Source organism: Chryseobacterium sp. CP-77 (assembly GCF_036362765.1).
GTDB lineage: Bacteria > Bacteroidota > Bacteroidia > Flavobacteriales > Weeksellaceae > Chryseobacterium > Chryseobacterium cupriresistens.
Genome location: NZ_CP143637.1, coordinates 1,496,628 through 1,508,566 on the forward strand (window position 1 = coordinate 1,496,628; position 11,939 = coordinate 1,508,566).

Annotated in this window: 13 protein-coding genes; 9 read left to right on the forward strand and 4 right to left on the reverse strand. The window is 34.8% G+C overall.

Features of this window, described 5'->3' with window-relative positions:
• Positions 1–82: 82 nt before the first annotated feature.
• Positions 83–1,438, reverse strand: coding sequence for a deoxyguanosinetriphosphate triphosphohydrolase (locus tag V0410_RS06685; RefSeq protein ID WP_330747668.1), 1,356 nt, complete (start codon positions 1,436–1,438; stop codon positions 83–85).
• Between the two features lie 203 nt (positions 1,439–1,641).
• Here V0410_RS06685 and V0410_RS06690 point away from each other — a divergent pair, with 203 nt between their 5' ends.
• Both V0410_RS06690 and V0410_RS06695 read left to right on the forward strand, forming a co-directional pair.
• Positions 1,642–2,271 (forward strand): class I SAM-dependent methyltransferase, encoded by a 630-nt coding sequence (locus tag V0410_RS06690; protein WP_330746817.1) that lies wholly within the window; start codon positions 1,642–1,644, stop codon positions 2,269–2,271.
• 89 nt (positions 2,272–2,360) lie between these two features.
• Entirely contained in the window at positions 2,361–3,095 is a 735-nt protein-coding gene (locus V0410_RS06695; RefSeq protein WP_330746818.1) for a DNA-formamidopyrimidine glycosylase family protein, read from the forward strand.
• 151 nt (positions 3,096–3,246) lie between these two features.
• Here the strand turns inward: V0410_RS06695 and V0410_RS06700 are convergent, their stop codons facing one another.
• Both V0410_RS06700 and V0410_RS06705 read right to left on the reverse strand, forming a co-directional pair.
• Positions 3,247–3,969 carry a LytR/AlgR family response regulator transcription factor gene (locus V0410_RS06700; RefSeq protein WP_202838607.1) on the reverse strand — a complete coding sequence of 241 codons (723 nt, stop codon included), beginning with the start codon at positions 3,967–3,969 and terminating at the stop codon, positions 3,247–3,249.
• Positions 3,969–5,045 carry a sensor histidine kinase gene (locus tag V0410_RS06705; RefSeq protein WP_330746819.1) on the reverse strand — a complete coding sequence of 359 codons (1,077 nt, stop codon included), beginning with the start codon at positions 5,043–5,045 and terminating at the stop codon, positions 3,969–3,971. The genes V0410_RS06700 and V0410_RS06705 overlap by 1 nt, the downstream gene beginning before the upstream one ends.
• A 187-nt stretch (positions 5,046–5,232) precedes the next feature.
• Between V0410_RS06705 and V0410_RS06710 the strand changes: the two genes are divergently transcribed.
• Both V0410_RS06710 and V0410_RS06715 read left to right on the forward strand, forming a co-directional pair.
• On the forward strand, positions 5,233–5,670 hold the full coding sequence (locus tag V0410_RS06710) for a hypothetical protein (protein ID WP_330746820.1): 438 nt from the start codon (positions 5,233–5,235) through the stop codon (positions 5,668–5,670).
• Positions 5,671–5,906: 236 nt separating this feature from the next.
• The gene (locus tag V0410_RS06715) at positions 5,907–6,563 is read left to right on the forward strand and encodes a glycosyltransferase family 32 protein (RefSeq protein WP_330746822.1); all 657 of its coding nucleotides are present in this window, start codon (positions 5,907–5,909) and stop codon (positions 6,561–6,563) included.
• Here the strand turns inward: V0410_RS06715 and V0410_RS06720 are convergent.
• Complete coding sequence (locus V0410_RS06720) at positions 6,560–6,895, reverse strand: DMT family transporter (RefSeq protein WP_330746823.1); 336 nt, start codon at positions 6,893–6,895, stop codon at positions 6,560–6,562. The genes V0410_RS06715 and V0410_RS06720 overlap by 4 nt on opposite strands.
• Positions 6,896–7,921: 1,026 nt before the next feature.
• On the opposite strand from V0410_RS06720, the gene V0410_RS06725 reads away from it, so the two are divergent.
• The 5 genes from V0410_RS06725 (at position 7,922) to V0410_RS06745 (ending at position 11,698) form a co-directional block, all read left to right on the forward strand.
• On the forward strand, positions 7,922–8,641 hold the full coding sequence (locus V0410_RS06725; RefSeq protein WP_330746824.1) for an AAA family ATPase: 720 nt from the start codon (positions 7,922–7,924) through the stop codon (positions 8,639–8,641).
• Positions 8,638–9,378: a YggS family pyridoxal phosphate-dependent enzyme gene (locus V0410_RS06730; RefSeq protein ID WP_330746825.1), complete on the forward strand. Its 741-nt coding sequence runs from the start codon at positions 8,638–8,640 to the stop codon at positions 9,376–9,378. The genes V0410_RS06725 and V0410_RS06730 overlap by 4 nt, the downstream gene beginning before the upstream one ends.
• A 522-nt stretch (positions 9,379–9,900) precedes the next feature.
• Entirely contained in the window at positions 9,901–10,074 is a 174-nt protein-coding gene (locus V0410_RS06735) for a hypothetical protein (RefSeq protein WP_185114222.1), read from the forward strand.
• Positions 10,075–10,211: 137 nt separating this feature from the next.
• On the forward strand, positions 10,212–11,045 hold the full coding sequence (locus V0410_RS06740) for a hypothetical protein (RefSeq protein ID WP_330746826.1): 834 nt from the start codon (positions 10,212–10,214) through the stop codon (positions 11,043–11,045).
• 140 nt (positions 11,046–11,185) lie between these two features.
• Positions 11,186–11,698: a hypothetical protein gene (locus V0410_RS06745; RefSeq protein WP_202838600.1), complete on the forward strand. Its 513-nt coding sequence runs from the start codon at positions 11,186–11,188 to the stop codon at positions 11,696–11,698.
• Positions 11,699–11,939: the final 241 nt, after the last annotated feature.

Here is an 11,939-nt window from a genome sequence, read left to right on the forward strand (position 1 = left end):
GTCACTCTAAACCATAAAAAAGCCTCCACTTTAATGCAGGCATTAATTGAAGAGGCTTGTGAATTATTACAGTAAATAGAATCTACACGGTCATTCCGATGTCTATTCCTTTAATTTTTCTATATAAATCGGTCGCATAATTATCTGTCATTCCTGAAACGAAATCAATCACGCCAAGAACTTTCTGATAATCAGTGCCGTCATTGTAAATAAATTGCTTTGGAATAAGTTTCAAAGCTTTTTCATCATAGGATTTTCTGTTGTCCTTAGACTTCAGAATAGAGGGAATAAAATGATCCAGCAATTCGTACATTACGTTATACCCTGCATTTTCAATTTCAACAACAGCTTTATGATTGTAAATTTTTTCTACCGAGAAACTCTCAATATCCTGTAATGCTTTGTTTTCTTTCTTGTAAATATCAAGTAAGCCGTTGCCAAGATTTCCTTCAAGAATTGTTTCAAAGTTATGCTTATACATCTCAATCGACTTATTGATCAAGGCATTGATTACTTTTGCTCTTAAATAAGAAATCTGTTCGTTTTCATTAGAGATGGAGCTTAATTTTGTTTCAATTCTCTGAACATCATCCGTCTCCGATTTTACCAGCTCGAAAAACAGGTTTTTGCAGTCTGCTGTGGAAACAATTCCCAATCTGTGGGCATCTTCCATATCAATGATATTGTAACAGATATCGTCAGCCGCTTCTACCAGCCACACAAAAGGATGTCTTTTGAAAATGTGAGGTTCTTCACTTTCGGAAATAAGTTGTGTTCCTTTGGCAATTTCCAGAAAAATATCTTTTTCATTCTGGAAAAACCCGAATTTCTTCCTGTGAATAATTCCTTTCTTTTTCGCTACCGCTTCACACGGATATTTTGCAATACTTGCCAGTGTAGAGAATGTCAGCTGGATACCACCAGCATCTTTTCCTTGCTGCTGTTGTGCCAGTACTCTGATGGCGTTGGCATTTCCTTCAAAATTAACCAGATCCGCCCACTCCTTTTCATTGAACTTAGATTTCAGATCCTTTTCATTTCGTTCAAAATAGCTTGCAATAGCATCTTCCCCGGAATGTCCGAATGCAGGATTTCCCACATCATGGCACAAACACGCTGCTGCAATTACATTTCCTAAGTTATAGAGATAAAAATTCTTTGAATCTTCAGTAAGGTCGTTTTTAAAATCTTCAGCAATAAATTCACCGATAATACTTCCTAAACTTCTTCCTACGGATGATACTTCCAGAGAATGCGTAAGTCTGTTGTGCACAAAAACACTTCCCGGAAGAGGAAAAACCTGCGTTTTATTCTGCAGTCTTCTGAAGGCAGAAGAGAAGATAATTCTATCGAAATCCCTTTGAAAATCAGTTCGCGAAGCTTTGGTCTGTGGATTGTTTCCTGTACGTTGATTGGTGAAAATCTGGTTTAAATTCATCATTTTTCAAAATTACTCCAAATTTTAATTGTACGGAATAGTATTTAGATTTTTATTAGTGAGATCTTCCATTCAAAAAATCTATTATAGTAAACGTTTTTTAGGGATCGGAAAACTTGATGAAATATTTTACATTTGGTGTAACTAATACATTGAAGATTATGAATGATTCTTCTTCATGTCAATTTTAAATTCTTAATACAATGACAGACAACACATGGCTCAACAGATGGGACGAAAGGTACAGCACCAAAGAGTTTGCGTATGGAACAGAACCCAACAATTATCTCAGACAACAATTAACACGGTTAACGCCCGGAAAAATACTTTTTCCTGCTGAAGGTGAAGGCCGGAATGCAGTTTTCGCAGCAACACAGGGATGGCAGGTTTCAGCTTTTGATATCAGTGCAAACGGCAGAAATAAAGCGTTACAACTTGCAGAACAACTGGAAACCACCATTGATTATCAGGTTGGAGAACTTTCAACGTTGAACTATCAGAAAGAACAATTTGATGCCATTGCTCTTATTTATGCTCATTTCCCGGGAGACATTAAATCTTCTATCCATCAGATGCTGAATCAGTATCTGCGTAAAGGCGGTTTTATTATTTTCGAAGCTTTCAGTAAAAACCATCTTGAATATATTGCAAAGAACGAGAAAGTAGGCGGTCCAAAGGATATTGAATCCTTATTTTCTATTGAAGAAATCAAAGCTGATTTTCCGGATTATGATATTATTGAATTAGCAGAAACAGAAATAGAACTCAATGAGGGACTATTTCACAACGGGACAGGTTCCGTCATTCGTTTTGTAGGACAAAAACTTGCCTAAAAATATTTTAAACAGGTTTGTTTTGGGATAAAAATCAGGTTTTATTCAGCTATGGAATATTATTTGAATCTTTATCTCAAAACAAACGTATGCCTGAAGGTCCATCCATCATATTAATGAAAGAAAGCCTGCAGCCATTTGCAGGACAGCAAGTGACAGAAGTTTCAGGGAATGCCCAATTTGAGAAAGATTCTTTCATTGGCCAGACTCTTCTCGAAATCCGTACTTTTGGAAAACAGACTTACCTCGTTTTTGAAAAAGCAGCCATCCGGATTCATTTATTAATGTTTGGCTCTTATAGCATTGATGAGCAGACCAAGCCGGATAAAAGTTTGCGTTTAGCCTTGTTTTTCGCTACCGGAAGTATTTATTTTTATACCTGCTCTGTGAAATCCGTAGATCTTGATTTTCTCTCCAGCATTGATTGGGAAGCCGATGTGATGAGCGATCAGTGGAATCCCAAAAAAGCAGAAGAGAAATTGAAATCCAATCCGAAAATGATGGTTTGTGATGCATTGATGAATCAGGATATTTTTTCGGGTGTGGGAAATATTATTAAAAATGAGGTTCTTTTCAGGATTGGCGTACAGCCGGAAAGCTTAGTGGGTAATCTTCCAGCTAAAAAAAGAAAAGAATTAATCGCTGAAGCCAGAAATTACAGTTTCGATTTTCTGAAATGGAAAAGAGAATTTGTTCTGAAAAAGCACTGGCTGGTTCATACAAAATCGGTGTGTCCGGTTTGTGGACAAAAATTGGTTAAGAAACAAACCGGCGTAGGAAAAAGAAGAAGTTTTTATTGTGAAAAGGATCAGAAGCTTTATTGAATAAACCGCTATTTTTATGTTTTGGCTGAAGCCGTTGATTGTTTTTATTTGTCTAACGGGCTTAGCTATTTTTTTCCACTGATTACACAGATTTACACCAATTTTCTAATCATTTGACTGATATTATAGCTCATTACCTATTACTCATGTATTAGTCTGAGTTGAGAAGACCTCCCGCAAATCTTGTAAAAAACTCGGAGCGGTAGACTTCACCAAGAGGAATTTCGGAATCTTCAATGTATATATTATGATTGTCAAATGAATCTATATAATTCATATTCACCACGTAGGATTTGCTGACTCTGATAAAGGTTTCCCCGGAAATCTTCTGATGAATGGTTTTCAAATTCATTGCAGTGATCAGCTTTTGCTGCTTTGTATGAATAACGACATAGTCTTTGAGCCCTTCAATAAATTTGATATCTGAAAAACTGATTTTATAGAACCTGCGTTCTGCCTTTATGAACAGGAAGTCTGCGGTATTAGATTCTACCGTATTTTTCACGGTATTCTTAGATAAAAGTTCGGTGTAAAGTACCGCTTTATCAATTGCTTTTTCCAGCCTTTGAGGATCAATAGGTTTCAAAAGATAATCTACTGCTTCCAGTTCATAGCTTTTCAGGGCATACTGGGAATAGGCAGTTGTAAAAATGATCAGTGATTTTTTCGGAAGCATTTCTGCAAATTCAAGACCTGTTACCATAGGCATTTCTATATCAAGGAAAATAAGATCTACCTCATTATCTTTAAGAAATTCGAGAGCAGAAAGCGCATTGGAAAATTCCCCAAGGATACCGATACCGGAAATTTCAGCGATCAGCGATCTCATCTCGGATCTTGCCAGAGGTTCATCATCAATTATAATACAATTCATCACACGGGAATTTTTAAATTTACACTATATTCTGTATCATCAGATTCTATCTTCAAATCAAAAGTATCATTATAAAGAAGTTCCAGTCTTCTTGTGATATTGGCGAGCCCAAGTCCACTGCTCCTTTTGTCCGCAGGAAGATAACCTGCACTTCTTGAATTCACACATCTGAAATAAAGCAGCCGATTATCGATATTGATTTCTATTTTCACACAGGATTCTCTTCCACTAAGATCCACACTATGTTTTACCGCATTTTCTACAAAAGTGGTAAACAGATTCGGAGGAATAAAGGTACTGCTTATTATTCTGTGATCAATATTGACCTGAATGTCAAAAGAGAAATTGTCCCGTCTTATTTTTTCAAGATTTAAAAAATTGGACAGGAAATCAATCTCTGAAGTCAGCAACGTTTTTTCTTCGCTGTTTTCATACAGCTGATATCTCAGAAACTCGGAAAGTTTTACAATGACTACAGATGCTTTGGCCGGATCTGTTCGGATCAATGCTTTTACATTATTCAGCATGTTGAACAAAAAATGCGGATTGATCTGGTTTCTCAATTCGTTCAGTTCCATATTCAGGGTAAGATTGCTCAGTTCATTGATTCTTTTATTATCACTGATCCATTTCTGCAGCAGTTTGATGGTTGTGGTTGTCATAATAATCGGAATGCACATCAGAACACCTTCATAGATTCCTCCCTTTTCATTTTCTCTGAGAATATTTTTCACCCTGAATTCTTCAAAGAAGGTTTTGAAGCCATACCCGATGAAATTAAGTCCCACCACACCCATAAGAACCAGCAGTACAAGATAAGTGACATATTTTGTTTTAAAGAAAAACCGGGGAACCAATACATATATATTAATGTAGACCATTGCGATCAGAATCACATACACAAAGAATAATACATAGTACTGATATATTCCGGAATACCAGTGCCAGAATCTTGCGCTGTACAGTAAAAAGAAAAAGAAGATCAGGAACAGCAGATGCCTTCGGAATCCATATTTCGCTTCCACCAGAAAATCGATCACAAAGGTTTCTTCAAATTTCCAAGGGCTATATTTCATATGGCAGGCTCATTTTATTACAAAAATAGGCAATAACGGAAATTAAAGTTGTTTTATTATACAAAACCGGTATTTTATTATACCAATGATCATCCTTCAGGATTTTGTATAAAATACCAGCCATTTTGTATAAAAACTAATTTGTGTTCTCCTTTTCTCTATTTCTTTGTGTTGTAAATGAACACATATGGAATTAACCACTTTTCAGGAACTGACTCAGGAAATATCACAGGAATGTTTTTTTATGACAGCTTCTCAACAGGAAGAAAAAGTAATACAGCTTATCGATCTTCATCATTTTATAGAATGTTTTGATGCAAAAATAAAAATTCTCAGCTATCTGCATCATTCCATTAATATTGTAAACCATGAAGGGAAGAAAAAAGGAATTCTGTTTTGTGACCTGAAACATTCTGCCGTTCCCGACAGCAATACATCTGAAGAGTTTAGAAGAAGATTTGGGCTCTCAGAACTCTGGTTTGTTTTTGTAGAGGAAACATTTGTGCCTGATACCGCCTGCTACACTGATGCAATTATTGAAAACAGCCTGGATATATTCTACGACAGGATTTTCACCTTCAATTTTTTCCAATCCATCATTCAGCCATTAAAAAAAGAAAACTGATTTTACAATATCTGAACTTATTATTAAAATTTACAATCTGGGAGATTAAAAAAAAATTAAAATTTTCTTCTTCCGGCTTTTAACCATTTCTTCAAAATACAATCAAAAAACAAAGCCGGCATAAGCTGTTTCAAATTTCAGGAATTCCCTCCTCCTTATGAAAACTCTTATTACTGCATGCACATCACTGATGAAAAGGATTTAAGAATTTGTATAAGGATTATTAAAAACAGGACATGGCAGTACCCAAACAAATATTTCAGACTTTTAAAACTAAAAAACTTCCTTTGATAACACGATATCACATCTGGAATATGAAAAGGAAGAACCCGGAATACAGCTATTTCTTTTATGATGACAGTGATATTGAAAAATTTCTCATAAAAGAATTTCCTCCCAACTATATTGAAACCTACCATAAACTGACAATTGGCGCTGCAAAAGCTGACTTTTTCAGGTACGCTGTTTTATATAAAAAAGGAGGCATCTATCTGGATATTGACAGCAGTATCGTAAAGCCTTTCCGTGAACTTATCAAAGAAAGTGACGAAGCGGTGATCAGTGCGGAAAGACATGCCAATTTATATGTGCAATGGGGACTTATTTTTAATAAAAACCATCCTTTTCTTAAGAAGACATTAGAACTGATGCTTGATAATATCAATAATCACCGGTATCCGAATGATGTACATGCTACTACTGGTCCTACTGTCTTCAGTAAGGGCATAAAACAGTCTCTTGCTGAAAATCCTTCTATTCCTTTTACTTTGTTTGACGGCATTGAGTTCAGGGGCTTTTTAAAGTTCAAATATAAACTGGGTAAGTTCTTTTTATACAAAAAAAGGTCTGAACATTGGAAGCAACAGCAAATGCAGCAGGATATTATTGTTTAATGAGTTCCCATTTTTGAGAATACATTGATAATAATCACTCCGGTTACAATCAGGGCAATACCAATGATAGCCGGCAGATCCGGTATCTGTTTGAAGGCTACCACTCCGATCATCGTTATAAATACAATCCCTACGCCGGACCAGATGGCGTAGGTAATTCCTACAGGAATCTGACGAAGGGTAAGGCTTAAAAAATAAAAAGCGCAGGCATATCCGGCAACTGTTACTACAGATGGCCATAGTTTGGAAAATTCCTCAGATTTTTTTAGAAAAGTAGTAGCAATAATTTCAAATATGATTGCTAAGGCAAGAAAAATATAACTGCGTCCCATAAATTCATTCTTTATACAAAAGTAGTAAAAGCCTCCGGGTAATTCAAAAACAAGGCATCCAAGCCATCAGTCAGCAGACAGTCTTATTTTCAGTTGTGACACAAACTTCTATTTCTCTCTGACATGAAATATGACAGCTGACAAAAATTCCAACATAGAAATCAGTGTTAAAAATAAATTTTATTAACATAAAAATCTGTATGAAGTAAAAAATTAACGTTCAAAAAATACGCTTTAAAACAATATTATGCTAAGCATTATTTATTATTTGTTTTATCAAGTCCAATATGGAAGTCGATAAACGATTAACACATTCACATAATTTTACAGATAGAATAATAAAAGTATTAATAAATTCCAAATAATATATTAATTTACTGTAAACAAAAATTCACCATTACATGAACCTGAAACACGCTAATACACTGATAAACATCATAGTATTTTACTTTGGCACATGATTTGAAAGTAGTAATATTGCAATTGAAAGATTGATAAAAAAAAGTCAAATAATTAAAAATAATACAAAATGATAACTTATATCGGTATCGCAACAGGTTTAGTCGTAATTACATCATATTTCATGACAGTAAGAAGAGAAAGAAACTAATCTTAAAACAAAACAAGCCTATAGAAAATCTATACTAATTATATTGTTTTATGTTTTTAGTCTGAGAGATCAGATCGCTCTTTTACCCATCGGGTAAAAGGGTCCAAAAACATAAGCAGAAAGATCTTAGTTTCATAACAAATTTTAATATCCAATGAATAAAGCCGGTCGCAAGTCTGGCTTTATTTTTTTTATCAGGAGATTTCTGTAAAATGTAAAAGGTGTATTTCCCACAGATTCCGAGGATTTTCAGCGATGTTTAGGAATATTTACAGAATATGCTGCTTTGTTCGTTAGCGGCCATTCATCATTTATAATCCATTTTACGCTGGACCAGCTGTTTATTATTTTTCAGGATTCTTTTTGACATCCAATAAAGCTTTATCTTTGTTTACTCAATATTTTTAATTGTCATTATGAATCTGTACAACCTTATTATTCAAGACAAAGAACAGGTAAATCTTAACGAAGTATTTCTCAACGCAAACAACAGGGAACAGCTTGTACAGCTTATCAAGGAGCATGCTTATGTTAAGGAACTGCAGGAATACGGCCTGCCGGTTAACCATAAGATTCTGCTTGAAGGAAGTTCCGGATGTGGAAAAACAATGACAGCCAAGGCCATTGCCAATGCTCTGGGAAAAAATATTATTATTTTAAACCTTAGTAATATTGTTTCTTCCCGTATCGGGGAAACGTCCCAGAATATCAAAATGATTTTTGACAAAGCCGCCAGAGAAAGGTCAGTACTTTTCCTTGACGAACTGGATCAGATCGGAAAAGCAAGAGGCAGCGATGATAAAGATGTAGGCGAAATGAGAAGATTAGTTAATACTTTGATTCAGCTGATTGATTATTATCCTGAAAATGCGCTTTTAATCTGTGCCACCAATCATCCTGAGATTATTGATACTGCCCTTTTAAGACGTTTCCAGCTAAAAATTAATTATGAAATGCCTTCCGCTGAAATTCTGGATTCGTACTACAATCAATTGTTAGCAAAGTTTCCGGAAGATTTGAGAACGATTGAAAGAAAATACTCTGTTTCTTTTGCTGAAGCTAAAGACCATGCTTTAACCGCCGTCAAAGCTGCTTTAATAAAAAAACTGGAGGCTAAAGAAATTATCCCATCATGAAAGAAGATATTCTCCACAACCTCACTTTGATCAATGAAAGAATAAGAAAGGCCTGTGAGCAATCCGGAAGGAATATTGATGATGTCAGGTTATTGCTCGCTACTAAAACTGTTTCTGCAGACCGTATCAAAATTACTTTGGAAAACGGACAGGAATTAATTGCAGAAAACAAAGTACAGGAATTGAAGGAGAAATATGAAGACCTGAAAGACATTCCTCACGAAAATCATTTTATAGGCCATCTTCAGACCAATAAAATAAAAGATATCCTGAAATATGATGTTACCTGCGTCCAGTCTCTGGATCGTCTGGAACTTGCTGAAAAACTTCATCAAAGACTATTGGCTGAAAACAGAACAATGGATGTTTTGATTCAGGTGAATACATCCAATGAAGAAAGCAAATTTGGAGTTAATCCTGATCAGGCTATTGAACTTACCCGAAAGATTTCCAACTACTCTACTTTAAAGATAAAGGGATTGATGACGATTGGCTTATTCAGTGCTGAAACTGAGAAAGTAAGAGCATGCTTTAAAATCCTGAAAAAACTTCAGCAGGACATCATCACCGAAAATATCCCCAACGTAGAAATGAAAGAGCTTTCCATGGGAATGAGCAGCGATCTGGAAACGGCCATTGAAGAAGGCGCCACGATTGTACGGGTGGGGACTGCTGTTTTTGGAGCAAGAATCTATCCGGACACTTATTATTGGGATGAAGGAAAAACAAATAACTAAGCTTACAACTATATGTTCCCATTTACTTATACTTTTGAGAGAGAAATTACAAAAGATAAAACCTCAGATAAGGTTATCTGCACAGTGCGTGATCTGTTAAGTAAGAAAAAGGTTCAAAATATTCTTTACGGACCTGGATTTGTTTCTTTTAATGAAGGTCTTTTCAAAGAAAGATCCAATTGGGACTATTTATCTTTAATTGATAGTGGAAAATTTAGGTATGATGAAAACAACAAAACACTGACCTATAAAGTCAACCTATGGAAGCTAAATCTTATTTCTGTTATTTTTTTCATTATTACCATGGTTTATTTTAGAGAGTTTTTCGGTAATCTACTTCCCTTTTCAGCATTTTTGATCAATCATTCCCTTTGCTATTTTGGAAACCGTGGATTAATAAAAAATATTGTCCATAAAATTAACTATTTGTCATAACGTAAATTCTTATAGAACATATTTTAAAAGTCTACAAATCCGGTATACTTTTTGCTATAAACATTTCGTAACCAAACAAATACATTTATGGATAAAAAATTACTATCGGTATGTCTGTTCATGACATTATTATTCTTTTTTTCATGTGAAAAAGAAAACACACAGATGAAAAGTGGAATTTCCATTGAAACCATTTCAATTATAACCTGCGTTACTATGGGCTTTGCTATTTTGCTGGCGTATAGTTTTAAACGAAGATAAAAAACCGGAATTTAAATACTAAGCACCTCTCAGTTTTTGGGAGGTGATTTTGTTTTAAAAATTTTAATTAAATGACTGGCATTTCATTAAAATATAATAAATTTCAAAAAATTTCTCTTTCGTAACTAATAACCCTAATGAAAAAAACATTCCTGTCAGCGCTTTTATCTTTGCTCATTTTGAATTGTACTCACAAAAAAGAAAATGTTCAACAGACAGACAAAGAGAATCCCAACCTTACAATGTCTATCCCGCTTGAATATCTTGCGGATTACCCTTTAATTAAAGACTCTTCAAAATTTATCGAAAATCTTCAGCAAGCTTTTGATCTCCATGTCCATGAAAGTCCTGTTCAGCAAAAAGGTGAAAAGATAACGGTATTCAAAAAGGTGAAAATCAATGGTTCAGATCAGGAGTATTACTTTGTTGAATACAACTGGAAGACAGGACCAAATTCTGGATATCCCTGGAAAAATCAACTCTTATTAACACAAGAAGGGAAGCTTGTTAAAATTTTATCAGCAGAACGGTCTCAATTTGTTTCTATTTTCCCAAAACAAAATCCGTACTTACTGGCAACCTCGGTCACAGCACATGGAAACGGAGGTCATGAAATTTACAAAATAACAGCAGACTCTTTAGAAGATGTCTATGGGGGTAACGTCAGAACATATGATGCTCATGAAGACAACAAAATTTATGAACCGTATGAGCTGCAATTAAAAATTAAAGACTACAATAATGACGGATTTAATGATATTGCTTTCACAGGAAAACTTGTATTGATCCAGAGGCGTACACCGGATGGATTCTGGTATGACAACACAACAATCAATGGCAGGAAAGTCAGTTATTCTGTTGATAACCCATACAAAAAAATTCCTGTAGAATATATTTTTCTTTACGATCAAAAAACGGGGCATTTTAAGCCAAAAGGAGACTATAGAGAGAAGTACAAACTATTCGAATAAAGACTTCATCATTTGTAATACTCAATTCCGATCATCCAGACTGTTTTCCCCAATACTTCAATAGAATTGTTTACTTTTATCACAGAACGCGAACATTTCACAATAAATATTCTACATTTAAATTTCATCCTTTTTATTATATGATCCAAACCAATAACCAAAACTATCTACTGCTAATCATCTTACTGATTCCCAATTTTCTTTTAGCTAATGCAGGTTCTCCCATGATTTGGTTTAGCTTTTTACATCTGATCTGGATCAACTTCATCATCGGAACCTTTGAAAGTAAACTTCTTGTAGAAAAATTCAATCTCCAAAACAGAAAGTGGCTGATCATTGCAGCCAACTATGTTTCTATGTTTGTAGGTTACTATTTCATTGCACCTCATTTTTCTTTGGTAAACGGATATCCAGACTTTTGGGGTATGAAATCAAGGGTAGGCGAATATGAACTGGGAGGATTTTTTATTGGTTTCTTGTACAGTTTTGGAGCAACTCTGGTTATTGAATTTCCATTTTACTGGCTTTCATTGAAAACAAAACAGAAGGGCTGGAAATTATTATTACCATTCTTCTTAGTCAATCTTTTTACAAATATTATGATGCTTGCTATTTATTTTGCAATTGTTGCTTTTGCTGCAAAATGGAATTAATTAGTAAAGTTGAGATTGCTTCCCTACGCTCGCAATGACAATGAACGTACAAATCTCGTAATTTGTCGAAAAAACACATCGTTTAACCTTTGCTGAGTGGAACGCCTCTGCGAACATTGAAACAATTAGTTCTCGAAAAATCCTCGCGACATTTGCGTTAAAGAGATTGCTTCGCTACGCCCGCAATGACGATTACTGCACAGAAAATACTCAATAAAAACAAAAATCCCTCTCATTAATG